The organism is Ancylomarina subtilis (assembly GCF_004217115.1).
In the GTDB taxonomy this organism is placed as follows: domain Bacteria; phylum Bacteroidota; class Bacteroidia; order Bacteroidales; family Marinifilaceae; genus Ancylomarina; species Ancylomarina subtilis.
This window is the reverse complement of the sequence record NZ_SHKN01000001.1, coordinates 2,243,990-2,270,319: the sequence shown is the minus strand read 5'-3', so window position 1 is coordinate 2,270,319 and position 26,330 is coordinate 2,243,990. Positions and strand designations below refer to the sequence as shown.

Annotated in this window: 21 protein-coding genes and 1 tRNA gene; 13 read left to right on the top strand and 9 right to left on the bottom strand. The window is 37.0% G+C overall.

The window, feature by feature from the left end; genetic code table 11:
* Positions 1-2 precede the first annotated feature (2 nt).
* The 6 genes from mreD to rsmA all read right to left on the bottom strand — a co-directional run bounded on the left by mreD (position 3) and on the right by rsmA (position 6,885).
* Positions 3-506: a rod shape-determining protein MreD gene (mreD, locus tag EV201_RS09250; protein WP_130307294.1), complete on the bottom strand. Its 504-nt coding sequence runs from the start codon at positions 504-506 to the stop codon at positions 3-5.
* On the bottom strand, positions 503-1,330 hold the full coding sequence (gene mreC, locus EV201_RS09245; RefSeq protein WP_130307293.1) for a rod shape-determining protein MreC: 828 nt from the start codon (positions 1,328-1,330) through the stop codon (positions 503-505). The genes mreD and mreC overlap by 4 nt, the downstream gene beginning before the upstream one ends.
* 110 nt (positions 1,331-1,440) lie before the next feature.
* Positions 1,441-2,463 (bottom strand): rod shape-determining protein, encoded by a 1,023-nt coding sequence (locus EV201_RS09240; protein WP_129255464.1) that lies wholly within the window; start codon positions 2,461-2,463, stop codon positions 1,441-1,443.
* Between the two features lie 128 nt (positions 2,464-2,591).
* Positions 2,592-4,124 carry a bifunctional phosphoribosylaminoimidazolecarboxamide formyltransferase/IMP cyclohydrolase gene (gene purH, locus EV201_RS09235; protein ID WP_130307292.1) on the bottom strand — a complete coding sequence of 511 codons (1,533 nt, stop codon included), beginning with the start codon at positions 4,122-4,124 and terminating at the stop codon, positions 2,592-2,594.
* A gap of 372 nt (positions 4,125-4,496) precedes the next feature.
* Positions 4,497-5,855: a magnesium transporter gene (gene mgtE / locus EV201_RS09230; protein WP_130307291.1), complete on the bottom strand. Its 1,359-nt coding sequence runs from the start codon at positions 5,853-5,855 to the stop codon at positions 4,497-4,499.
* Positions 5,856-6,105: 250 nt separating this feature from the next.
* Positions 6,106-6,885 carry a 16S rRNA (adenine(1518)-N(6)/adenine(1519)-N(6))-dimethyltransferase RsmA gene (gene rsmA / locus EV201_RS09225; RefSeq protein ID WP_130307290.1) on the bottom strand — a complete coding sequence of 260 codons (780 nt, stop codon included), beginning with the start codon at positions 6,883-6,885 and terminating at the stop codon, positions 6,106-6,108.
* Between the two features lie 323 nt (positions 6,886-7,208).
* Between rsmA and EV201_RS09220 the strand changes: the two genes are divergently transcribed.
* Positions 7,209-8,207 carry a lysylphosphatidylglycerol synthase transmembrane domain-containing protein gene (locus EV201_RS09220; protein WP_242610470.1) on the top strand — a complete coding sequence of 333 codons (999 nt, stop codon included), beginning with the start codon at positions 7,209-7,211 and terminating at the stop codon, positions 8,205-8,207.
* A 24-nt stretch (positions 8,208-8,231) separates the two neighbouring features.
* The gene (locus EV201_RS09215) at positions 8,232-9,413 is read left to right on the top strand and encodes a hypothetical protein (RefSeq protein ID WP_130307288.1); all 1,182 of its coding nucleotides are present in this window, start codon (positions 8,232-8,234) and stop codon (positions 9,411-9,413) included.
* Between the two features lie 68 nt (positions 9,414-9,481).
* Here EV201_RS09215 and recQ read toward each other — a convergent pair whose 3' ends face one another.
* Positions 9,482-11,659 carry a DNA helicase RecQ gene (recQ, locus tag EV201_RS09210; RefSeq protein WP_130307287.1) on the bottom strand — a complete coding sequence of 726 codons (2,178 nt, stop codon included), beginning with the start codon at positions 11,657-11,659 and terminating at the stop codon, positions 9,482-9,484.
* Between the two features lie 358 nt (positions 11,660-12,017).
* Here recQ and EV201_RS09205 point away from each other — a divergent pair, with 358 nt between their 5' ends.
* The 8 genes from EV201_RS09205 to clpX all read left to right on the top strand — a co-directional run bounded on the left by EV201_RS09205 (position 12,018) and on the right by clpX (position 21,354).
* Positions 12,018-12,986, top strand: a complete 969-nt coding sequence (locus EV201_RS09205) for a KpsF/GutQ family sugar-phosphate isomerase (protein ID WP_130307286.1) — start codon at positions 12,018-12,020, stop codon at positions 12,984-12,986.
* 86 nt (positions 12,987-13,072) lie between these two features.
* Complete coding sequence (gene tatC, locus EV201_RS09200; RefSeq protein ID WP_130307285.1) at positions 13,073-13,885, top strand: twin-arginine translocase subunit TatC; 813 nt, start codon at positions 13,073-13,075, stop codon at positions 13,883-13,885.
* 138 nt (positions 13,886-14,023) lie between these two features.
* The gene (locus EV201_RS09195) at positions 14,024-16,534 is read left to right on the top strand and encodes a DUF5686 and carboxypeptidase-like regulatory domain-containing protein (RefSeq protein WP_130307284.1); all 2,511 of its coding nucleotides are present in this window, start codon (positions 14,024-14,026) and stop codon (positions 16,532-16,534) included.
* A 126-nt stretch (positions 16,535-16,660) separates the two neighbouring features.
* Positions 16,661-17,392: an LPS export ABC transporter ATP-binding protein gene (gene lptB, locus EV201_RS09190; RefSeq protein ID WP_130307283.1), complete on the top strand. Its 732-nt coding sequence runs from the start codon at positions 16,661-16,663 to the stop codon at positions 17,390-17,392.
* A 151-nt stretch (positions 17,393-17,543) separates the two neighbouring features.
* Positions 17,544-17,625, top strand: a tRNA-Leu gene (locus EV201_RS09185).
* A 104-nt stretch (positions 17,626-17,729) separates the two neighbouring features.
* On the top strand, positions 17,730-19,079 hold the full coding sequence (tig, locus tag EV201_RS09180) for a trigger factor (protein WP_130307282.1): 1,350 nt from the start codon (positions 17,730-17,732) through the stop codon (positions 19,077-19,079).
* Between the two features lie 200 nt (positions 19,080-19,279).
* Positions 19,280-19,960 (top strand): ATP-dependent Clp endopeptidase proteolytic subunit ClpP, encoded by a 681-nt coding sequence (clpP, locus tag EV201_RS09175; protein WP_130307281.1) that lies wholly within the window; start codon positions 19,280-19,282, stop codon positions 19,958-19,960.
* Between the two features lie 179 nt (positions 19,961-20,139).
* On the top strand, positions 20,140-21,354 hold the full coding sequence (clpX, locus tag EV201_RS09170; RefSeq protein ID WP_130307280.1) for an ATP-dependent Clp protease ATP-binding subunit ClpX: 1,215 nt from the start codon (positions 20,140-20,142) through the stop codon (positions 21,352-21,354).
* Between the two features lie 70 nt (positions 21,355-21,424).
* Here clpX and EV201_RS09165 read toward each other — a convergent pair whose 3' ends face one another.
* Both EV201_RS09165 and EV201_RS09160 read right to left on the bottom strand, forming a co-directional pair.
* Entirely contained in the window at positions 21,425-21,910 is a 486-nt protein-coding gene (locus EV201_RS09165) for a dihydrofolate reductase (RefSeq protein WP_130307279.1), read from the bottom strand.
* A 47-nt stretch (positions 21,911-21,957) separates the two neighbouring features.
* A complete protein-coding gene (locus tag EV201_RS09160) occupies positions 21,958-22,752 on the bottom strand; it encodes a thymidylate synthase (protein WP_130307278.1) in 795 nt (264 codons plus the stop codon).
* Positions 22,753-23,001: 249 nt separating this feature from the next.
* Between EV201_RS09160 and EV201_RS09155 the strand changes: the two genes are divergently transcribed.
* From EV201_RS09155 to EV201_RS09145, 3 genes are all read left to right on the top strand, one after another.
* Positions 23,002-24,540, top strand: coding sequence for a YifB family Mg chelatase-like AAA ATPase (locus tag EV201_RS09155; protein ID WP_130307277.1), 1,539 nt, complete (start codon positions 23,002-23,004; stop codon positions 24,538-24,540).
* Between the two features lie 269 nt (positions 24,541-24,809).
* On the top strand, positions 24,810-25,481 hold the full coding sequence (locus EV201_RS09150) for an inorganic pyrophosphatase (protein WP_130307276.1): 672 nt from the start codon (positions 24,810-24,812) through the stop codon (positions 25,479-25,481).
* A 196-nt stretch (positions 25,482-25,677) separates the two neighbouring features.
* Positions 25,678-26,298 carry an SPOR domain-containing protein gene (locus EV201_RS09145; RefSeq protein ID WP_130307275.1) on the top strand — a complete coding sequence of 207 codons (621 nt, stop codon included), beginning with the start codon at positions 25,678-25,680 and terminating at the stop codon, positions 26,296-26,298.
* The last annotated feature ends 32 nt before the right edge of the window (positions 26,299-26,330 follow it).

The window sequence follows — 26,330 nt, the reverse complement described above, 5'->3', positions numbered from 1 at the left end:
ATTTATTTTTTTGAAATGATAAACTGACTTGCAACAACAAGTGTCAGTGAGAAAATAGTGCTTAAGATGATTCGTAATAACGTGTCTCCAAAATTATTAAAAGAGAAAACCTCGACAATAAAAAGGAAACTGTGATGTGCAAGAATTAAAATCAGGGCATATTTAAAAAACCATGAAAATCCGTATACATAGAGGCCTTGTTCTATATCTGATTCATAATTATCACGAACGGAAATGTAATTCAATACATAGGGGCGTAAGAATCCCATAAAAACACAAGCTGAAGCATGCATGCCAATTGTGTTTGAGAAAACATCGATACTTAGTCCCATAAAGAAAGACAGAACTAATAAAAGCCAAGGAGGCGTTTCAAAAGGGAGCAATAGAATAAAGAGAACGTACATGTAAGGGTTGATGAAACCACTTAGCTGTATGTTATTAAAAATAGTAACCTGAAGTAAGATTAATATTATAAACCGGATAATATTTTTAACTATAAAATTCATTTCTCAACCTCTTTCTCTAATTCTAATCGTTCGTTTTTTAATAAATCGCCAATGACATCGACATATGCCAGCTGATTGAAATCGTTGCTAAGTAAAACGATAATTTCACGAAAATTTCCTCCGCTTGAAGGTAGGATTTTATCAGCAGTCCCAATTAATATGCCTTCAGGAAAAACGGAAGAAAAACTACTTGTTGTAATGGTGTCTCCCACATTGATATTGACATGAGACGGAATCTCAATTAATTTTGCTCTTCGGTAATCTTTTCCGTCCCAGTATAGGGAACCGTGATGATTGTTCTTTTTTATTTTTGCTGAAATTTTCAATCTGCTGTTGAGCAGAGATAAAACGGTTGAATAATTATCGGATACAGATTTCACAATACCGACTACGCCGTTGTTGGCAATCACACCCATTTCAGGTTTAATGCCGTGTTTTCTACCTTTGTTTAAGGTGATATAATTTCGTTGTTTGTTGATTGAGTTGTTGATCACTTTTGCTGATCGATACACATACTGCTGTTTGAAGAGAGAATCTTCGAAAAAGAAAAATGAGTCAGCAGTAAGTTTGTAATTCTCCGAAAGTAAATTGTGAAGTTGTGTGTTTTCTTTACTCAATTGATCATTTATCTCAGTTAATCGAATGTAGTCTGAGAAAGAAGTAACCTTATTGTAAATGCCTCCGCTTAGAGCATTGTTCGAGTTTAAAAATATTGTTTTGTGGTAGTTATTGTTGTTTACAATGAGTAAAAAACAAACCAACTCTATTATTAGGAATAGAATTGTGAAATGAAATCTGACAATGAGTTGGAGTAGATTCTTCATTCAATGATAAAAGGGTAAGCGGTTTTAATTTGATGCTTGTTGACTAGTTGTAAATTCAACTAATCAACAAGCTATATTTTGCAAATGATACCTGATCATTTACGGTGTCTTTATCTCATTAAGAATGAGTAGTTGTTCACATTTTTAAGTGCAACACCCGTTCCTCTAGCAACAGCTCTCAATGGATCTTCTGCAATATGGAATGGGATATTTAATTTATTCATTAGACGTTTATCAAGACCACGAAGCAGAGCACCACCTCCGGCAAGATAAATTCCACGGTTTACAATATCAGCATACAATTCAGGAGGTGTTTGCTCCAATGCACTTAAAATTGCAATTTCAATTTTCGAAATTGATTTTTCAAGACAGTGTGCAATTTCCTGATATGAAACGGGTATCTCAATTGGAAGAGCGGTCATCTGATTAGGTCCCTGAACACGGAAATCAGTTGGTGGTTCTTCCAATTCAGAAAGTGCAGATCCGACATGAATTTTAATGTCTTCAGCCGTACGTTCACCAATTTTAATATTGTGTTGATGACGCATGTATTCCTGGATATCTGCTGTTAAATCATCACCGGCTATTCGTATGGATTTGTTGGTAACAATACCTCCCAGTGAGATAACTGCAATTTCAGTTGTGCCACCTCCTATATCTACAACCATGTTGCCTTCAGGGGCTTCAACATCAATACCAATACCAATTGCAGCAGCCATGGGTTCATAAATCATATAAACATCTCGACCTCCTGCATGTTCCGAAGAATCACGAACAGCACGCATTTCAACCTCGGTACTACCCGATGGGATACAAATAACCATTCTTAACGAAGGAGGAAATAAACGAGGTTTTTTGTTGATCATTTTGATCATCCCACGTATCATCTGTTCGGCAGCGTTAAAGTCTGCAATTACACCGTCGCGTAACGGACGGATTGTTCGAAGGTTGTCGTGAGTTTTACCTTGCATCTGGCGAGCCTTCTCGCCAATAGCCACCATTTTTTCGGTGCGTCGGTCAAGTGCCACAATCGAAGGTTCGTCTACCACAATTTTGTCATCGCAAATGATGATTGTGTTCGCCGTACCCAAATCGATGGCAATTTCCTGTGTCATGAATGAAAAAAATCCCATATAGTCGTGTGTATCTCGGTTTTATCTGTGTTTAATCAGAACTTTGTCGTCTGAGCTAAGAAGCATCCTAAGGTAATAAGTTTCTTAAGATTTTTGCTTAGCCCGAAACAAAGAATCTGATTATAATTTTAATGTTTAAAGTGACGCATGCCTGTAAATACCATTGCAATACCATACTTGTTAGCTAAATCGATAGATTCCTGATCACGAATTGAGCCTCCAGGTTGGATAATTGCAGTAATTCCAGCCTCGTTGGCAGCTTCAACACAATCGCCGAAAGGGAAAAAGGCATCCGATGCCATAACACTTCCTTTGATATTTTCGCCTCCTTGACGGATTGCATTTTCTAATGCCCAAATACGACTAACTTGTCCAGGACCAACTCCTGTGGTGGTTAAGTCTTTGGCAATGGCAATTCCATTCGATTTGGCGTGTTTCACTGCTTTCCATGCAAATAATAGATCGTCCATTTCTTTTTCTGATGGTTGACGTTCTGTTACAACGTTCAATTCATCATTAATTAATTTCTGATCTTGTTCCTGAATCAATAATCCTCCCAACACAGTACGTGCTTTGAAGGTTGAATATCCGGTTTTTAAGATTTCAGGAAGTTCCAATAATCTTAAATTCTTTTTCTTAGTTAATATTTCAAGTGCTTCGGCGCTGTATGATGGAGCAACCACAACTTCAAGGAAGATGGTACTCATGATCTCAGCTGTAGCTGCATCGATTTCACGGTTAGAAGCAACAATGCCGCCAAAGATTGAAACTGGATCCGCTTCATAAGCTTTTTTGAATGCTTCAGAAATAGTTGGAGCACTACCAATTCCACAAGGATTCGCATGTTTTGCCGCAACAATTGTTGGTTCTTGATATTCTTTAAGTGTTTCTAAAGCACCATCAGTGTCACCAATATTGTTGTACGAAAGTTCCTTACCATGAATCTTGTTTGCAGCAGTAAGTGTTCCCTCAGTTTCTTTAATTTGAGCATAGAAACTTGCCTGCTGATGTGGATTTTCACCATATCTTAGATCTTGTTTCTTCTCGTAAGTTAGTGTGATTGTATCCGGAGACTTGATAGCCAGTTTTGTATTGAAATAGTTTGAAATTAAAGCATCGTAGTGGGCAGTGTGTTGAAACACTTTAGCCGCTAGATATTCTTTCGTTTCAAAACTTGTTGAACCATTTTCTTTAAGTTCTGCAATAACAGTATCGTAATCCTTAGGATCAGTAATTACTGAAACAAACTTGTAGTTTTTTGCAGCAGCTCTAAGCATGGTTGGACCACCTATATCGATGTTTTCGATAATCTCTTCATGACCAGCTTCAGGATTAAGAACAGTTTGCTTGAAAGGGTATAGGTTGCAAACAACAATGTCAATTGCTTCAATACCTAATTCTTCCATTTGTTTTTGGTGCATCTCATTATCTCGAATAGCCAAAATTCCACCTTCTACATTGGGGTGAAGTGTTTTAACACGGCCGTCAAAACATTCAGGGAATTGAGTTAAATCTGAAATGTCCATAACAGGAATTCCTTCAGCCTTAAATTTAGCAGAAGTTCCACCAGTAGAAATGATTTCCCATCCCAATTGGTCAAGTTCTCTTGCAAATTCAACAACGTTTGTCTTATCAAAAACACTGATTAGAGCTCTTTTCATGATTCGTTTTTTGGGGTAATTTATATGTGTAGAAAATTAACTTTACAGCAAAATATTTCTTAAACTAGAATGGTTGTTGTAAAAGACTAGTATTTAACATCTTATGCAATCCGGTCTAGTTTCACGCAAAGTTAAGAAAAAGCCTAAAAAATAAGACTCAGAATCAGAGCTTTTTTTAAGCAATTTCCGATAAAAACAAAACGTCGTGTATTTGAGGGTTTTATGGCAGAATCAAGAGGTGTGATCGTTCTGTTTGTGATCCAAAAATTAGAAGGGATTTTGATGGGAATAGTCGTGTTAAAGAAAAATGAATATGGAGAACCATTCTATCAATTACATGGATGAATTGTTAGAATGGTACGTTTCGTAATTTTAAAATACGCCATAGAAATAAGCTCCAATCGAAAGATAAATCAAAAGCCCAATAATATCATTTAGTGTTGTAATAAACGGTCCTGTAGCCAAGGCTGGGTCAATCTTAATTTTATTTAGCATCAGGGGTATTAATGTGCCGGTTGCTGATGCAAAGATGATTACAGAAAGAAGAGCTGCTGAAACACTGATGGTTAGTGCGTATGAGTCGCTGAAAAAATAATTGTATGTGAATAAAAGTGATGAGCAGGTGATGCCATTTACGCATGCGCCTCCTAATTCACGAAGTAAGCGGCTGAATGTACTTTCAAATCCAAGCGAGTTGCTGGCTAAACCTTGTACGATGATCGCTGAAGATTGAACGCCGACATTACCTCCCATTGCTGTAATCAGTGGGATGAAAAAAGCCATAGCCGGGGTCGCAATTAATCCACTTTCATGTGTAGAAATAACCATTGCAGAAAGTATTCCACCTGCTAATCCAATGAGAAGCCATGGAAGTCGTGCGCGTGTTTGCAACCAAATTGAGTCATTTGCTTCAATATCCTCGGAGATACCTGAAGCCATTTGATAATCCTTCTCAGCTTCATCACGGATGACATCTACAACATCATCAATGGTAATTCGCCCCATTAATCGCCCTATACTATCCACAACAGGGAGAGCAACCAGGTCGTATTTCTCCATAATAAGAGATACTTCTTCGTCCGATGCATCGGTATGAACCGACATGACATCGGGCTCGTAGATGTTGATAATTTTCGCGGAAGTTGGACTCAATATCATTTTCTTGAGTGATAGTGTCCCAATTAACTTATTGTCGTCATCGACAACATAAACGTAGTAAATTTCATCAATATCCTCAGCCTGACGGCTAAGTTCCCGAAGGCAGGTAAGAACAGTCCAGTTTTCGTTGACAATAACCAACTCTTTCCCCATCAATCCTCCGGCAGTATCTTCGGCGTAATGCAACAGATCTACGATATCACCCGCTGTTTCAATATCATCTATATGCGAAAGGATTTCTTCCTGCTTTTCATCAGAAAGACCACCGATAAGATCGGCAGCATCATCAGAATCCATATGGTCGATGAACTTTTTAGCAATGACCTCGATGGGAAGGACTTTGATAAAACGTCTACGATCATCCTCCTCGATTTCAGCAAGGACATCAGCCCCAGTGTCACCATCGAGAAGTAAAAAAATATATACGGCTTCTTCTGTATTTAATTCGTCCAGGATGTCTGCAATATCTGCTGCATGCAGATCTTCGATCATAGCCTTAGCTTCATTCTCATTTTTCTGATCTATAAGTTCTCTTAGATCATCGATGTATTCGCGGGTTAATTCAAATTGCATAACATCTTATTTTTTGAGTGTGTGACGAATTTTCCTTTAAGGCATAGATCTCATTTGATTATTGACATATTGGTGATTATCCTGCGCTTATTTAAAAAGAGAAAGGATGCGTGTATCGGTTATATGAAAATAGGCTTTTGTTTAAATGATAAGATCATACCATTATTTACTTCAACTTCTAATATAATAAATAGTTGATAAAGTAATAGAAACTCTTTTCTGAATAGTAAATTAATGTGAAGTAAAAACTTTATTCATTTAAGAGAGCGTCAATTTTATTCGTTAATTCTACAAATTCCTGCACGCTAAGTTGTTCGGGTCTTTTCCCCATTATCTCATCCTCGAGTTTTAGTTCGCCGAGTATACTTTTTAGAGAGTTTCGGAGTGTTTTGCGTCGTTGATTAAAACCCGTTTTAACGACTCGGAAAAATAGGGGTTCGCTGCATTTTAAATCAGTGGTTGTGTTTCTGCGCATGCGAATGACAGCAGATTTTACTTTTGGTGGTGGATCAAAAACTTTTTCTCCGACTGTGAAAAGATAATCGATATTGTAGAACGCTTGCATCAGCACACTTAAAATGCCATAAGCTTTGCAGCCAGGATTAGCGCTCATACGTTCAGCAACTTCTTTTTGAATCATACAAACCACCTCGGGAATTTGATCACGATAGTCAAGAACCCGGAAGAAGATTTGTGATGAAATATTGTAGGGGAAATTACCAATTACAGAGAAGGGTTCATCGAATAATTTTGATAAATCAAATCGAAGAAAATCTTCACCAATAATCCGACCTTCAAGTTCGGGATAATTTTCTTTTAGATAAGCTACAGATTCGGTGTCAATTTCAACAACGTGTGTTTCGAAATTTTTGTTGGGTAACAGGTATTGTGTGAGAACACCCATCCCCGGGCCTATTTCCAATACTTTATTTGTTTGCTCACTATCTAAACTGTCAACAATTTTCTTTGCGATGTTTAAATCTTTTAAGAAATGCTGACCTAAATTTTTCTTTGCTCTAACGTATCCCATATGCTGGTCTTCAATGCTTTTTTAACAGGAGCTTTTATTCTTAGGCTAAAACCAAAGTATTTTACAAACATTTCGTTATTTTTGCGCTTCACCTGTCGTAAATTACGGCAAATTTAGAACTAAATACCATAAGAACAGGGTTTACTTGTTGAAATTTTAAAATTCATTGATAAGAAAATCCAGATTTGTTTATTTCAGCATTATTTGTGGGGTAAAAATTCATTTTGATTGATGTTTGAATCAGAATGGGGCCTGTTTTGTTTGAATATGGAATCAGATCGGTATCAGTTCTAAGGATAGATGTCATACAAAAACATAGAACATTGAAGAAAACAATAAGACAAGGCCTGAAATTCCTTATTTTCTTTACTATAAGTGCTTTTTTATTTTGGTTAATTTATAGAGGACAGGATACTTCTGAGATTTTAGATGTATTAAAAAATCAAGTCAATTATTTTTGGATACTCGCTTCACTTACTTTTGGGCTTTTAAGTCATATTAGTCGGACACTGCGATGGAATATGTTGATCGAGTCATTGGGAAGTAAACCGCGTTTTGCTAATACTTTTCTAGCAGTTATGGTTGGTTATTTTGCGAATTTGGCTTTGCCTAGAATGGGTGAAATATCGCGGTGTGGAGTTATTAGTAAATATGAAGATGTTTCATTTTCAAAACTTATTGGGACTGTTGTTCTTGAGAGAGCTCTTGATATTGTGATGCTTTTGTTGTTTTTGCTTTTGACAATGGTTACCCAGTTCGAAGTTTTATCTGATTTTATGACTCGTAATCCGGAAGTCAGCTCTAAATTATCAACTGTTTTTGCTTCTTCAATTACTTTATATGTGTTGGCAGCTTTGGCCATTCTCATATTTATTTTCCGTAAAAAGTTTAAACATACCGTCTTCTATAAGAAAATCATGTTTACGCTTGGGAATTTTATGGATGGGTTTAAAGCTATTCGGAAGTTAGACAATAAGCTGTCATTTGTTCTTCATACCATTTTTATTTGGGTGATGTATTATCTGATGACCTATATTTGTTTCTTTAGTTTTGGTTTTACTTCGAACTTACCAGCCCTTGCAGGTTTGACTGTTTTTGTGATGGGAAGTTTTGGTATGGTTGCACCTGTTCAGGGTGGGATTGGAGCCTGGCATTTTATGGTTATAGGCACACTTTTAATTTACCTGCCAAGCACACCTGATATTGAGAAGTTGTCAAGGAGTTTTGCTTTAGTTGTACACGGTTCTCAAACAGCAATGATTATTATTGTTGGGGCACTTTCGGTAATTGCTTTGCCTATTGTTAATAGAAAAAAAATATAGGCTAGAATTAGTAAACAGAATTGTATGGATTGTAAGTTTCAAATAGAAGAGGTAGTCAGTGCACTATCAAAGCAGGAATTTTTGGAACTACCGGTGCGTCTTTACGAGGATGAACCGAATTGGATTCGTCCATTGGATACCGAAATTGAGGCTGTTTTTGATCCGGAGAAAAATAAAATGTTTCGGAGAGGGACTTGTTGTCGATGGATTCTGAAAAATCCCAAGGGGTTAACCGTTGGGCGTGTCGCTGCTTTTATTGATAATAAAACACGTGATTTGGGTGAGTTTCCTACCGGAGGAATGGGCTTTTTTGAATGTATTGATGATAAAGATGCAGCATTTACTCTTTTTAGTTGTTGTGAAAACTGGTTGAAAAACCAAGGGATAGAAGCCATGGATGGGCCGATTAATTTTGGTGACCGCCATCAGTGGTGGGGGCTGTTGGTTGATGGTTTTCACAAACCTTTATATGGGATGTCATACTCCCATCCCTATTACAGAAATCTATTTGAATCGTATGGTTTTAAAACCTACTTTGAGCAATATACTTATAAAACGATCTTTTCTGTTGATAGTTTAAGTGAAATTATAGCCTGGAAAGCTAAGCGGGTTGAGCGTAATCCGGATTTTTCAATTGTTCATTTCAATAAGAAAGACTGGACAAAGTATATTCGTGATTTTGTTCATATATATAATGAAGCATGGGTGTCTACCATTCCTGGTGTTGATGCCATGACTGAAGAGCAAGCTTTGGAAAATTTTCACAGCCTCAGGTCTGTTTTGCACGAGAAATTACTTTGGTTTGCTTATTATAAGAATGAGCCTATAGGTTTTTTTATCATGATTCCCGATATGAATGAGGTTATAGATGGAGCAAATGGACGCTTGGGCTGGTTAGCTAAATTGAAGTTTTTGCATTACAAATACTTTAAGAAAGATAAGAATGCTGTAGGTTTGATATTTGGGGTTGTGCCGGCTTTCCAATCCAAAGGTATTGATGCGGCTATGATCTACCAGTTTTCTAAGGAGGGTTTTAATTCAAGTTTCCCTTTTAAGACTTTGGAAATGAACTGGATTGGTGATTTTAATCCTCGTATGATGCATATGATGGAACATATTGGTGCATCTATTTATAAAACTCACATTACTTTCCGCAAGCTTTTTGATGAGACGAGAAAATTCGAACGTTCCCCAATAATCAATTGATTTTATTCCGAATTCCGATTCGTGAGATAAAATAAAAGCCATCTTAAAAAAGACGGCTTTTGTTTTGTTTATAATCCATTTTCGGTATGGAATTTTATTCGCATCAAACGAATGTCTTCTTCAGAATAGTCTTCTTCTCCCAATTCATCAAGAGCTTCTTCGATGTCATCTGTTTCAGCTTCGTTAAAGTATTCCATGACTTCTTCTTGTCTGTCCTCGTCAATGATTTCATCGATATAATAGTCGATGTTGAGTTTGGTTCCCGAGTAGACAATGGCATCCATCTCTTTAAGCAAATCGTCAAATTCCATCCCTTTGGCGTCGGCAATATCTTCAAGGTCCATTTTTCTGTCAACACTTTGAATGATATAAACCTTAAATTTTGACTTATCAGCAATAGATTTGACCACCATATCTTGTGGACGCTCGATGTCGTTTTCTTCGACGTGTTTAGCAATTAATTCCACAAACTCCTTACCGAAACGTTTCGCTTTACCAGCACCTACACCTTGTATGTGAGACATTTCTTCGATGTTGATAGGGTATTGAATAGCCATATCCTCAAGAGAAGGGTCCTGGAAAATAACGTAGGGAGGTGTATTTTTGATTTTAGAGATTTTCTTGCGAAGTTCCTTCAGCATTTTAAGCAGAACTGTATCGACAGCCGCAGTTCCTCCCGATTTTGGAGCATCAGTATCGGATTCATCAAAATCATGATCGTCAGTAAGCATGAAGGGAGTTGGATTTTCTAAGAAAGCGTGGCCTTCTTTTTTAATCTTAATGACGCCGTATTGCTCAATGTCTTTTTCGATAAACATATTGATTAGGGCGCGACGGAAAACCATATTCCAGAAATGTTGATCTTTATCTTTCCCGCAACCAAAAATCTCAAGTTCGTCGTGTTTGTATGATTTTATTGATGAATTGGATTCCCCTGTTAAAATATTGACAAGGTGATCTATTTTAAATCGTTCTTTAACAGCTTTGACTACATTAAGTGCTTTGACTACATATTCTTCACCTTGAAATTCTTTCTTAGGGTGAAGGCAGTTGTCGCAGCTTCCGCAATTTTCCTGAGTGTGTGTTTCTCCAAAGTAGTGGAGTAGAACGGTACGTCGACAAACGGCAGATTCAGCATAGGAAACCGTTTCCAATAAAAGTTGCTTGCCAATTTCCTGTTCAGCAATAGGCTTGCCTTGCATGAATTTTTCAAGCTTTTGTATGTCTTTATAGCTGTAGAATGTCAGGCAATGTCCTTCGCCACCGTCTCTACCTGCTCGTCCTGTTTCCTGGTAGTAGCCTTCCAAGCTTTTGGGAATGTCGTAATGAATGACAAAGCGCACATCGGGTTTGTCAATCCCCATTCCAAATGCGATGGTCGCCACAACAACGTCAATATCTTCCATCAGGAATTTATCCTGGTTACCAGATCGCGTGGCAGAATCCATACCGGCGTGATAGGGAACTGCATTGATTCCATTGACTTGAAGTGTTTCAGCTAATTCTTCAACCTTTTTACGACTCAAACAATAGATGATACCTGACTTTCCTTCATTTTTTCGGATGAATTTGATAATCTCTTTGGTTGCATCTACTTTGGGTTTTACCTCATAGTAAAGGTTAGATCGGTTGAATGATGATTTGTAAACGTTGGCCTCTAGCATGCCAAGGTTTTTTTGTATATCGTGTTGCACCTTAGGGGTTGCAGTTGCTGTTAATGCAATAATTGGTGCTTTCCCAATTTCTTCAACTATAGGTCTTATTTTTCGGTATTCAGGACGGAAATCGTGTCCCCACTCAGAAATACAATGTGCCTCGTCTACCGCGTAGAATGAAATCTTGATGTTTTTAAGAAATTCAATATTGCTCTCCTTTGTGAGAGATTCCGGGGCAACGTATAAAAGCTTGGTTCTGCCCTCAATGACATCTTCCTTAACTTTTAATGTGGCAGATTTTGATAGTGATGAATTCATAAAGTGTGCAACTCCATCATCTTCCCCAAAATTTCTCATCGCATCAACCTGATTTTTCATCAGGGCAATTAGAGGGGATATGATAATTGCTGTACCCTCTAGCATCATAGCCGGTAATTGGTAACAAAGCGATTTGCCGCCCCCAGTAGGCATCAATACAAATGTATCATTACCATTAAGGACATTATTTATAACTTCTTCCTGACTCCCTTTGAAGGTGTCAAAACCAAAATTCTTTTTTAAATGACTAACTAGCTCAAACTCCGTTTTCATCTTCTGTAATTTGTTGTCATTAAATATTTGTAAGATTTTCTTTTTTTTGATTTTGCAGAAGATAACTTCGCCCGAATAGTCAAAAAAATAATCTTAATATTATTAGTTGCTAATTTAAGTATAGCTGAGAACCTGCGAAGCTAATAAAAATGTTTTGCAGATTTAGCTTTTAAAGGTGTGATTTTTACCTCTCTTCAGTCTTTTTTATTCAATAAATGAATACTTTTGTATTTTAAATTTAGATAAACATTTGAAGAAAACAAAACCAGATAGTCTTTTAACAGCTTTTAACTTTTTTTGTGTTTTTAGCTGAATTTTAGGTCCAAATAGAACATTAATAATTTAATACTGATAAGTTTTGAATTCAAGAAATAAGATAAAAGAGATAGCAATAAATACAATAAAAGAGGAAGCCAGAACGATTGGACAACTTGCTGATTATATAGATGATGACTTTGCTAAAGTTGTTGAGCTTATTTTAGAAAGCAGAGGTCGTGTTGTGGTGACTGGTATTGGGAAAAGTGCAAATATTGCGAATAAGATTGTTGCAACATTAAATTCGACAGGGACGCCATCTATGTTTATGCATGCCGCTGATGCGATTCATGGTGATTTAGGTATGATTAGGCCTGATGATATTATTATTTGTATATCGAAGAGTGGAAATACACCAGAAATCAAAGTTTTGGCTCCATTGATCAAAAATCTGGGAAATGTTTTAGTAAGTATGGTTGCTGGCTTGGATTCTTTCCTGGCGAAACAATCGGATTTTGTGCTTAAGGCGGTTGTTGATAAAGAAGCTTGTCCTAATAATTTAGCACCTACAAATTCAACGACAGCCCAGTTAGTTATCGGTGATGCATTGGCCGTTGCCTTGCTTGAATGTCGTCAATTTAGTTCTCAGGATTTTGCTAAATTTCACCCGGGTGGAGCTTTAGGGAAAAAGTTGTATTTACGTGTGAGCGATCTTTTGGTGAAACAATCTGCACCACAAGTAAAATTAAATGATGATATTCGAACGGTCATTCTTGAGATTTCTTCGAAGAGAATGGGGGCTGCAGCTGTAATCAACGATGAAAATAAATTGTCAGGTATTATTACCGATGGTGATTTACGTAGAATGATGCAGCAATACGAGGATGTCAAGCCACTAAAGGCCAAAGATATCATGTCGGTTTCACCTAAGACAATTGCAGAAGATGAGTTGGCTATAAATGCGTTTCATTTAATGGAGAAAAACAGCATTACGCAGTTGGTCGTTTGTAAGGATGGTGAATATTTAGGTTTGGTCCATCTTCATGATATCCTGAAAGAAGGCATTGTGTAGTATTCTTCGGAAGAGAAATGGTTTGATTTAGTGGGATAGTACCATCAAATCAGAGTTAAAGAGTTGTTTATTGTAATTGAAATTGTATGTCAGAGAAAGAAGAAGATGGAATGAGTTTCCTTGAACATCTTGAAGTGTTACGTTGGCACCTTATTCGTTCAGCTTTAGCTGTATTGGTGTTTGCTGTTGCAGCTTTTGTGTTCTACGATATTATTTTTGATAAGATAATATTAGCACCCAAAAATGTTGATTTTTTCACGAACAGGATGTTTGCCCTTTTGTCTGATTTTACGGGGGTTGAGTCTTTAAAGATTAATACCAAACCCTTTCAAGTGATTAATATTAATATGGCCGGACAATTTGCAACACATATAACTGTGTCTATTGTAGTGGGTTGTATTGCAGGTTTCCCTTATTTGTTTTTTGAATTTTGGCGATTTGTGAAACCGGCTTTATATTCTTCTGAACAAAAACATGCAAGAGGTTCTATTTTCTATACAAGTTTCCTGTTTGCACTTGGTGTTGCATTCGGTTATTACATCATAACACCGTTGTCTGTTCATTTTCTGGGCTCATACAATATCTCATCTCAGGTGATGAATCAAATTAATTTGGATTCATATATTTCAACAATTACATCAATTGTTTTAGCCAGTGGGATTATTTTCGAGTTACCGGTTTTAATCTTCTTTTTGAGTAAGATTGGTTTGGTTAGCCCTGAGTTTTTAAGGAAATACAGAAAGCATTCAATTGTTCTGATTTTGATTTTGTCAGCGATTATTACACCGCCGGATATCTTCTCTCAGGTTTTAGTTTGTCTGCCATTGTTGGTTCTTTACGAAGTGGGGATTAGTATCTCCAAGCGTATCCAAAAAAAGCAGGCAAAACAATTTGAATAAACTTAAAGTACAATAAAAATTATTTAGATTAGTTCTTCTATTAGGATGGATTTATTGTTAGTTTAGAATCCCTAATAATATTAGGGATTTTGTTTAAATTACAGAAATTGTCATTCATGTTCACTTATTTATGTATACATGCTGAAATTATCTAAAGGATTATTAATGCTTTTGTTTATTCTTATGGGGGTAGGAGTAAGCCAATCTGTGTTTTCTCAGGTTACAAAAATTAGGGGTCGGGTAGTTGATGCAAAAACGCAGGAACCCTTACCTTTTGTAAATATCTCTTTTAAAGGGACTACTATAGGGGCTACAACCGATTTTGATGGGAATTATTTTATTGAAACCCGAACGCCAACAGATTCTTTACAGGTTTCTTTTGTGGGGTATAAAGCCAGAGGATATGCTATTCAAAAGGGTGTTTTTCAGACTTTAAACATTGAATTGCATTCTGAAGCAGTAGCTTTGCAGGAGATTAAAATTTTACCGGGAGAGAATCCCGCTCATATTCTTCTGAGAAAAATTATTGCGCGTAAAAAGAAAAACAACCCATCCCGTTTGGAATCGTATCAGTACGAGACTTATACGAAGATGGAGATGGATTTGAACAATATTAACGATGATTTTAAGAATAAAAAAATCATGCGTCAGTTTCAGTTTGTCTTCGATTATGTTGATACTTCTGTCGTTACCGGGAAGTCTTATTTGCCCGTCTTTATAACTGAATCCTTATCGGATTACTACTATCGTAAAACCCCAAAATTGGAGCGTGAAGTTATCAAAGCATCTCAAATGTCGGGGATTAAGGATAATGCAAGTTTGGCACAGTTTACGGGACAGTTGCACCAAAATATAAATATCTACGATAACTTTATCGATTTATTTAATAAAAACTTTGTAAGTCCGATTGCAGACGGAGGTTTGAGTTATTATAAATATTACCTGACCGATAGTGCTTATCGTGATGGGAATTGGTGTTACCACATGTCTTTTAAACCCAAACGAAAATTAGAGCCCTGTTTTGTGGGTGATTTTTGGGTAGCTGACACAACTTTTGCGGTTGATAATATGAAAATGCGCATCACAAAAGATGTAAATCTGAACTGGGTAAAGGATTTGGTTAGTACCAATGAATTTCAAAAAATAAACGATTCAACCTGGTTTTTGAAAAAGCAAAATCTATTCGTCGATTTCATGTTGACCAATAGAGATTCAACATCACAGATGGGGTTTTTCGGACGAAAAACAATCTCTTATCGTAAAGTAAAATTGAATGCGCCAATTCGAAAAGAAATTGTAAAGCTGGAGAATAATGTAATTGTAAATGATGATGCATTAGGTAAGCAGGCATCGTATTGGGATGAGGCTCGTCCATTTAAGCTTTCTAAGCGTGAATCGGGAATCTATTCTATGGTTGACTCCATTCAGAATGTTCCACTTTACAAAAACATCATCGATATTATCCAAACTTTTGTGACGGGCTATTATACGAAAGGGAACTTTGAATACGGGCCTTATTATAAGCTCTATTCGTTCAATGAGATTGAAGGAAACCGCTTTATGTTTGGGGGTCGTACATCGAACGATTTTAGCACTAAAGTGATGTACAATGCCCATGTCGCGTACGGCGACAAGGATAATCGATTTAAATATGGCTTGGGTTTTCTATACATGATCAATAAACTCCCTCGGGAGACTTTTGGCATGCAGTGGAAACACGATATTCATCAATTAGGAAAAAGCCCGAATGCTTTTACTGAAGGCAATATATTAGCCTCATTGCTTAAACGAAATCCGAACAATAAGCTAACCATGCTTGATCAGTTTGAGGCGCATTATGAGAAAGAGTGGTTTCAAGGCTTTATGAATTCCATTAAATTTAGATACCGTGATATTTCTCCAACTCCAATTGTTCCATTTGTTTCGCCCAATGGTGATTTGCCTATCTCAGGGATTAAAAACTCAGAAATTGAGTTGAGAACACGATGGACAAGGAATGAGAAGGTCGTTATGGGAGAATTTGAAAGGGTTCATTTGGGAGGTCCTGTCCCAATCGTTAATCTTTATCTCACGATGGGACTGAAAAATGTGTTGGGATCCGGGCAGGAGTATTTTAAAGCCGATTTAAGTGTGGATCATACGCTTGATTTACCACCTTTGGGTAAGATGCGTTATTTGGCAACAGCTTCTAAGTTGTTCGGAAAAGTGCCTTACCCCTTATTATCTCTTCACGAGGGAAACGAGACTTATGCCTTTGATCCTTATGCATTCAATATGATGAACTATTTTGAATTTGCTAGTGACCAATATGTGAGTTTATCATTGGAACATCATTTTCAGGGGTTTATCCTGAATCGTATTCCTTTGTTTAAGCGATTGAAATGGCGTACCGTTGTTTCTGCAAAAGGTTTATGGGGAACTTTATCGGATGAAAATAATGGTGCATTAGCCAATAGTGAGGCAATTCTTAAATTTCCGGTTGGCTTGTCTGATGTAACAGATCCTTATTTTGAGGCTAGTGTTGGGGTTGAGAATATTTTCAAGTTTTTCCGTGTCGATGCCATGTGGCGATTGAATCACCTGGAGCCAAACCCTGATCAGGATTTTGAAAAATTTGGTATTCGTGCCATGTTTCAGATGACTTTTTAGATCGGATTTAACTTTATATTTGATTTAAAATAGATACTTGTAAGATATATTAACACCTCAGCCCAAAACTATTCCCGGTTGTTTCATATATTTGCAAAATTCGGGGACAAAACCTAAAGTATTCTTATGATTTTAAGAGCTGAAAATTTAGTAAAAAAATACAAAAGCCGTACAGTTGTTAAAGGCGTTTCGGTTGAAGTGAAACAAGGAGAGATTGTTGGATTATTGGGACCTAACGGTGCTGGTAAAACCACATCTTTTTATATGATTGTTGGTTTGATTCAACCCAATGGTGGACGAATCTATCTTGATGAGAGAGAAATTACCAATGAACCTGTTTACAAAAGAGCCCAGATGGGCGTAGGTTATTTGGCACAGGAAGCTTCGGTGTTTCGTAAGTTGAGTGTTGAAGACAACATTAAGGCTGTTTTACAGATGTCTGATTTTACCAAAGAATATCAGGAACAGCGTTTGGAAGAAATGTTGAACGAATTCAGCCTTCAGAAAATTCGTAAAAGTTTAGGTATTCAGCTTTCCGGTGGAGAGCGACGAAGAACTGAAATTGCGAGAGCCTTATCGATAAAACCTAAATTTATTTTATTGGACGAACCTTTTGCTGGAGTAGACCCAATTGCTGTTGAGGATATTCAAGATATTGTTCGAACTCTTAAGGATAAAAATATTGGTATTTTGATTACCGATCACAACGTGCAGGAAACCCTGTCGATAACAGAACGAGCTTATCTTTTATTCGAGGGAAATATTCTTAAATCAGGAACAGCCGAAGAGTTGGCAGAAGATGAAGATGTTCGACGCGTTTATTTAGGAAAGAATTTTGAGTTGAGGCGTCCTAAATAGACATCGTCAGACTTTAATTTAAACATATTTTTGAAGATGTCTGTTTGATATTTAGCAACTTAAAAAAAGAGGGGCGAAAAAATATCGTTTTTTTCAAAAATACTATTGCACAAATAAAAAAAGAGATTTATATTTGCACCGCAATTAACCCGCGGATGTGGCGTAATTGGTAGCCGCGCTAGACTTAGGATCTAGTGCCGTAAGGCGTGGGGGTTCGAGTCCCTTCATCCGCACTACAGAGAAATAACCTTAAACCGCCCTGCTGAAGATGTGAATACATCATGCTTGAGGCGGTTTTTTGCAATTACAAAGGGTTTATCATTCTAATAGCTAAAAAATGAATATCACAAGAACCAACACTGATGATTTGAATGCTGTAATTAAATTACAGTTAGTAAAGGAAGATTATGCGAGTCAAGTTGACTCTGTGCTTAAGGACCATCGTAGAAAAGCAAGTATTGATGGTTTCCGTCCTGGTAAAGTGCCAATGGGCTTGATTAAAAAAATGTATGGTACTCCTGTTTTAGCTGATGAAGTAAATAAAATTTTGGGTCGTGAGCTATACAAGTATATCGAGGAGAACAAATTAGATATCCTAGGTGAGCCTCTTCCAAATGAGACTGAGCAAAAAGATATCGACTGGGAGAAAGATACTGAGTTCGAATTTGTATTCGATATCGCTATGGCTCCTGAGTATACTCTAAACCTAAGCAAGAGAGATAAGATCAACTTCTTTAAAATTGCAGTTGATGAGAAGATGATTCAGAATGGTGTAGATATGCACGCTCGTCGTTTTGGTTCTAACGAAGAAGCTGAGGTTGTTGAAGATAAAGAAATCCTTAAGGGTAACTTCGCTCAACTTGATGCAGAAGGAAATCTTGTTGAAGGTGGTATCGTAAGCGAAGATGTAGCTATTTCATTGGAATATATGAAAGACGAAGAGTCGAAAGCAAAATTCGTAGGTGCTAACAAAAATGAGATCATTACTTTCAACCCTGCTAAGGCATTCCCTAACAGAACTGATTTAGCTTCTATGTTGGGTATTGCTCCAGAAATGGCTGAAACTCTTGAGTCAGATTTCCAATATACAATTACAAATATTTCGAAGTTTGTACCTGCTGAAATCAATCAGGAGTTATTCGACAAAGTATTTGGTGAAGGAAAAGTGGCTACTGAAGAAGAATTCAGAAACCAAATTAAAGCGGATATCGAAGCTCAATTGGTAAACGATAGCGATTACAAATTCCTTATCGATGCTAAAGAGAAATTAGTTAAGAAAGCAAAAATTGACCTTCCTGTTGAATTCTTGAAGCGTTGGATTATCGCAACGAACAAAGAAATGACTGCTGAGCAAGTTGATAGCGATTTTGAAAACTATTCTGATGATATCAGATGGCAGTTGATTAAAGACAAATTAGTAAAAGACAACGATCTTAAAGTTAACGAAGAAGAAGTTGTTGAGTTTGCTAAGAAACAAGCTTTAATGCAATTTCAGCAGTATGGTATGATGGAAGTACCTGAAGAGTACTTAACTAACTATGCGAAGCAAATGTTGGAAAACAAAGACGAGGCTAGAAAAATCTGGGATCGTAAACTAGATGACAAAGTTGTTGAGTACCTTAAAGAAACAATTAAGGTAGAAGACAAAGAAGTTTCTACAGAAGAATTCAATAAAATGTTTGAATAAGCATTTATAGAATAAATATATTTCGACCACGCTCAATAGGGCGTGGTTGTTTTTTATTCAGTATTTTGCACCGCTGATGTACAAAAAGCATTTTTTTTCGTTATTTTAGCTAAACTTAAATGTTGAATTTGTATATCCCATTATAGTCTTTTGTTTTGGAAAATGTTTCCAGACCAGGCTCAAATAAATATATTCATCCTATGATACCACAAGACGAATTTAAAAAATTTGCAACTAAGCACAGAGGCATTAGTAGTCTTAATTTAGATCGATACACCTCTATTAGTGATTCATATATTTCTCCTACAATTATTGAGGAGCGTCAGTTGAATATTGCATCTATGGATGTGTTTTCGCGTTTGATGATGGATAGAATCATCTTTTTAGGTGTGCCTATCGATGATTATGTGGCTAATATTATCATGGCTCAGCTTTTATTCCTTGAGTCAACAGATCCATCTAAGGATATTCAAATCTATTTCAATACCCCGGGAGGTTCTGTACATGCCGGATTAGGTATTTACGATACCATGCAGTATATCAATTGCGATATTGCGACTATTTGTACGGGTATGGCTGCTTCGATGGGAGCTGTATTGTTAACTGCCGGAGAAAAAGGGAAGCGTTCAGCCTTAAAACACTCTCGTGTGATGATTCATCAGCCTATGGGTGGGGCACAAGGTCAGGCTTCTGATATTGAAATTACAGCTCGCGAAATTCTGAAGTTGAAGAAAGAGCTTTATACCATTATCTCCGATCATTCAGGTATGCCTTTCGATAAGGTTGAGAAAAATTCAGATCGTGATTATTGGATGACCGCTCAGGAAGCTAAGGAATATGGTATGATTGACGAAGTATTGTTGAGAGAGCCAAAGAAATAAGGCTTGAAAAATCATAAAGGTTTGAGAAATGCAGAGTTAAGCTTAAAATGCTTAACTTTGCATTTCTAATATATGAGGATATTGTATTTTGAAGATACAGAGACCTATTTAATTGTAAAAAACATGGTTTAATGATGTTATGAACTGACATCGGCAAGCTAAAAGACTATATTTTACTTATGGATAAATGTTCATTTTGTGGGCGAGATAAAAAAGATACCAATCTTTTAATTGCGGGAATCAGTGGTCACATTTGCGATAGTTGTATCGACCAAGCTCATGAGATCATTAAGGAAGAATCAAAAATTAATTCTGACCTTAACCTGAAAGAGGTTCAGTTATTGAAGCCTACTGAGATAAAAGCCTTTCTTGATCAGTATGTTATTGGTCAGGATGATGCTAAGAAATACTTATCTGTTGCTGTATACAATCACTACAAAAGATTGCTTCAGGAAGAAGACGACGAGGAAATTGAGATTGAAAAATCGAATATCATCTTAGTGGGTGAAACCGGTACCGGAAAGACCCTTTTGGCAAGAACCATTGCTAAAATGCTTCATGTACCTTTCACGATTGTTGATGCAACTGTATTAACTGAGGCTGGATATGTAGGAGAGGATATTGAATCGATTCTGACCCGACTATTGCAAGCATCTGATTACGATGTTGAAGCAGCTGAAAAAGGGATTGTATTTATCGATGAGATTGATAAGATTGCACGTAAAAGTGATAATCCTTCAATTACCCGTGATGTTTCGGGTGAAGGTGTGCAGCAAGGTTTGTTGAAATTGCTTGAAGGATCGATTATCAATGTTCCACCACAAGGCGGTCGTAAGCATCCCGATCAGAAAATGATACCTGTTAATACGAAGAATGTTCTTTTCATTTGTGGGGGTGCTTTTGATGGGATTCAGCGTAAGATTGCTCAGCGTTTAAATACAGCTGTTGTTGGTTTTAATGCGAGTAAAGAGTCAGAGAAGATTGATCAGGAAAATTTCTTACAATATATTGCGCCTCAGGATTTAAAATCTTTCGGACTGATACCTGAGATTATTGGTCGTTTACCTGTTCTGACTTATTTGGAGCCTCTAGATCGCGAAGCACTTCGAAATATTTTAACTGAGCCTAAAAACTCTATCATTAAGCAATACAGTAAGTTGTTTAAAATCGATGATATTGAATTGACTTTTGATGAAAGCGCTTTAGAATATATCGTTGATAAAGCTATCGAATACAAGCTTGGGGCTCGTGGTCTGCGTTCAATTTGTGAGGCTATCATGATTGATGCCATGTTCGAATTGCCAACTTCAGAGGAGAAATCAGTGACGATTGATGCTAAATATGCAGCGGCTAAGCTAGAAAAAACAAATATGAAACACTTAAGAATAGCTTAAGTTGGTATTCTATATAAAAGATAAAAGTCTGGTGATTCACCAGACTTTTTTTTTGAAATATTCTTTATTATTATTTTCTCTCGTAATCAATAAATGAATAGGCGTATTCATTTTTAGCATCAGGCATATGATCTTCGCGCTTGACACTATTCCAGATCTTGGTATCAATCTTAGGGAAGAATGTATCCCCTTCAAATTTGCCGTGTACTCGTGTTAGATACAGCTTATCAGCTTTATCAATTGCTTCTTTATAAATGGTTCCTCCACCAATGATAAAGGCCTCCTGATTTGCCGGAACTTTAGCAAGAGCATCTTCCAACGAGTTTACCACAATGCACCCCTCTACCTCATAATCCGCTTGACGGGTAATAATGATTGAAGTACGATTAGGAAGTGGTTTCCCTATTGAATCGAAGGTTTTTCGCCCCATAATAATATGGTGTCCTGTTGTCAAAGCTTTGAATCGTTTTAGATCGGCAGATAAACGCCATATCAGTTGATTGTCTTTCCCAATAACATTGTTTTGAGAAGCTGCTACGATAATAGATAGAGACATAATAGGAATATATTAGTGAATACAAGTTCGTTGTTCTTTATCCGAGATTAAACGGAAATCGCTCCCTTGATGTGCGGATCGGCCTCATAGTTTTCAAGACTGAAATCGTCATATTTGAAATTAAAAATATTTTTAACCTCAGGATTAATTTTCATCTGTGGTAGCTTTTTAGGCTTACGAGTCAATTGCAAATCAACTTGCTCTAAATGATTGTTGTAAATATGTGCATCGCCTAATGTGTGGATAAACTCACCCGGTTCTAAATCACAAACCTGGGCCATCATCATAGTCAGCAAAGCATAGGACGCAATATTAAATGGAACGCCCAAAAAGATATCGGCACTTCGCTGATACAACTGACAGGAAAGCTTTCCATCAGCCACATAAAATTGAAATAAGGCATGACATGGAGGCAAAGCCATATTTTCAATATCGGCAACATTCCAGGCACTCACGATTAATCGGCGAGAGTTTGGATTATTTTTAATATCATTTACCAATTGAGAAATCTGATCGATATGTTCGCCATTTGCTTTAGGCCATGAACGCCATTGGTAGCCGTAAACGTGTCCCAAATCACCTTTTTCATCCGCCCATTCATTCCAAATTTTCACGCCATTGTCTTGTAGGTATTTGACATTAGTGTCCCCATTCAGGAACCACAAAAGCTCGTGAATGATTGATTTTAGATGAAGCTTTTTGGTTGTAAGCACAGGAAAGCCTTCTGAAAGGTCGAATCGCATTTGATGCCCGAAAATACTGATCGTTCCGGTTCCGGTTCGGTCTCCCTTTTGGTTCCCCTCTTGACTTACTTTTTTTAGCAATTCGAGATATTGGCGCATAGTTGTTCTGATTTATTCTTGAAAATTAGTTTAAAGTTAAACTTTCCATCGAAACAACGTTTTACAGATTGAAATATTTCGACTTCCAACTTATTAACATGTCTGTTGAAAACTTCATTTAATTATCAATAAGAGTGACATGATGAATTTTTTAAAAATGAATTACTCAAATTATTTAGCATTTAATTCAACATAAATTGTTAATTTGAAGTCTCAATGTATGACTTAATGAATTAAAAATTAGACTCTATGCTCATCAAAACCTACGGGAGTGCTGTGTATGGCATACATGCGACGACCATTACAATAGAAGTGAATGTTTTTAACGGTGTTCGATTTAGTTTGGTGGGTTTACCTGACAATGCCGTGAAAGAAAGTCAGCAACGGATTGATTCTGCTCTACGGGAAGTGGGATACAAAATTCCGGGTAAAAAAATCATTATTAATATGGCTCCTGCCGATATTCGAAAGGAAGGGTCGGCTTATGATTTGCCTTTGGCTGTTGGGATTCTGACGGCTACCGAACAAATAAAGTGTCCCGATTTACAGAAGTATGTCATTATGGGGGAGCTTTCGCTTGATGGTAGTTTGGTCCCCATAAAAGGGGTTTTGCCCATGGCGATTAAAGCCAGAGAAGAAGGTTTTGAAGGTTTAATCCTACCCAGGGAAAATGCAAGAGAAGCGGCAGTTGTTAATAATTTAAAAGTTTATGGTATCGAAAACATAAAGGAGCTGGTTGATTTCTTTAATGGGGATGCTGAGTTGCTTATTACTGAAGTTGATACCCGCGCCGAGTTTTATTCCCATCTGAATCATTTTGAACACGATTTTGCAGATGTTAAAGGGCAGGAGAACGTTAAACGAGCACTAGAGATAGCTGCTGCTGGTGGACACAATATTATCATGATAGGGCCTCCGGGGTCTGGTAAAACCATGTTGGCCAAACGTATTCCGGGTATATTACCACCTCTGAGTTTGCAAGAGGCTCTTGAAACAACTAAGATTCATTCGGTAGCCGGAACATTGGAAAAAGAAAGCGGTTTGATGACCAAGCGGCCTTTCCGGAGTCCGCATCACACAATCTCTGACGTCGCTCTTGTCGGTGGTGGCACAATACCTCAGCCCGGCGAAATTAGTTTGTCACATAATGGGGTGCTTTTTCTGGATGAATTACCTGAATTTAAGCGGACTGTTCTCGAAGTGATGCGACAACCTTTGGAAGATCGGACGATAACAATTTCACGAGCTAAATTTACGGTTGATTATCCGGCAAGTACCATGCTAATCTCTTCGATGAATCCATGTCCGTGTGGCTTTTATAATCATCCGGATAAAGACTGTTTGTGTCCTCCGGGGATGGTTCAAAAATATTTGAGTCGAATTTCAGGCCCTCTTCTCGATCGAATTGATATCCATATAGAAGTAACACCCGTTTCTTTCGATAAAATTTCGGAGGAACGTCTTGCTGAAAAATCAGCTATCATTAGAGAAAGGGTAGAGGCGGCTCGGCAGATTCAATCGGAGCGTTTTGCAGATGAAGAGGGGGTGCATTGCAATGCGATGATGAGTTCGCGACTTTTACGAAAATATTGTCGTCCCAATGAAGAAGGTATGAACTTGTTAAAGGTTGCTATGGAAAAAGTTGGCCTTTCTGCTCGAGCCTACGACCGGATTCTGAAAGTCTCCCGAACAATAGCCGATTTGGCTGATTCCGAAAATATTGAAACTGATCATTTATCCGAAGCCATTCAGTATCGCAGCCTCGATCGTGACGGTTGGGGAGGGTGAAATAATTGATAATTATGAATTAATACTATGTATTGATCAGATGGGCCTGGTTTCTGTTAAGGGCCTTGTATTTTAGTCAGAGCACATCAATAACGAAATTACTATACCCCTTTTTTTCTTTTCCTGAAAGCGATTCCTTTTCAGTTATAATGGCTTGAAATGATATTAAAAAGCGAGAATTCATGTTTTTTCCATTGTTTTCTTACTTTTGTTATACAAATTTTGCAAACAGGTAACTGTTTGGTATTGAAATTGAAAAATATAGACGAATGGGAAATAAATTAAATGATCCTATTGGCCGATTGATGGGCTTACGTTATAAGTCGCATCCTTGGCACGGGATTGATGTTGGTGATGATGCACCGAATTCGGTTATGGCATTTATCGAAATGGTGCCAACTGACACCGTTAAATATGAAGTTGATAAGGTGAGTGGTTATTTAAAGATTGACCGCCCTCAAAAATATTCGAATGTCATTCCAGCACTTTACGGTTTTTTACCTCAATCCTATTGTGGAAAGTTGGTCGGTCAATTTTGTAGCGAGAAATCCGGGAAAAAGGATGTTCAAGGTGATGGTGATCCACTTGATATTTGTGTCTTGACAGAAAAATCAATTGCACATGGCGATATTATTGCAGAGGTACGTCCGATTGGTGGGTTTCGTATGATTGATGGTAATGAAGCAGATGATAAGATTATTGCTGTTTTAAAGAATGATGCTACTTATGGGAACTATAATGATATTTCAGATTGCCCAGAGGTTATTATCACGCGATTAAAGCATTATTTTTTAACCTATAAGGATATGCCAGGTTTGGAAAGTGAAGCGGAAATCACCCATGTGTATGGACTTGATGAGGCTAAAGAAGTGATCTTACACTCATTAAATGATTATAAAGCACGATTTAAAAATTTGGAAGATATTTTAAAACACGTCTGATTCATTTTTAAATAGTGAAGAAATAAATTAGAGCTTTTCGATTATTCGGAGGGCTCTTTTTTTATAATGAATAGAATATTTTCGTACTTTTATGGTCTGTGATAGTGTGTTAGGCGTTAATTTTTGACTGTTAGTCAATTTGTAAGAACGCGTTCAACTTAAGACTTAGGTATAATATTCTGTAATAATAACTTCTATGACCGATTCTGAAAAATCAGGTGTTCGAATAAATGCTTTAATGAATGAATTAGACAGACTTCAGTATGAAATCAGAAAAAAGAAGATGTTAATTCGTTTGTTTGTTAGTGTAACTGTGCTTGCTATTCTCATTCTTGTTGCGGCATTTTGTAATAGTTCGGAGTTTGATTCAAAAGATATGATTCAGGTAAGTCGTGGAAACCAGGAGCTTGTGAAAGAACGAATTCTTGTCAACAGCAAACACAAATCGTTCCAGTTGGTTTTTGGTAATTTAAATCAATATCCTTTAGCCCGTTTCTTTTCTGAAAAGGATGCTGTAGATTTTAATGAAGAAGTCAAAAAATTACATTTGCCGGAAACTCATATTCATGTTGATTCTATGAAGGGCAAAGAAAGAGTGTTAGCTGTTTCTTCAAATTATCGGTATTATATCCAGTTCGGTATATTCAAGAAAAAATTGATTCCCGATTTGCCCGAGAATATGGTTTACCTTCATCAACTTCAGGAGAATAATTTGTACAAATACAGATTGGGGCCTTTTGCACGTGCGAATCAGGCCAAAGAATTAGTTAATGAAATAAAGCTTAAAGACTATTTGATTGTCGAGGTGTCAAATTAGATTGATATATAAAACACCCATTCCAATTTGGA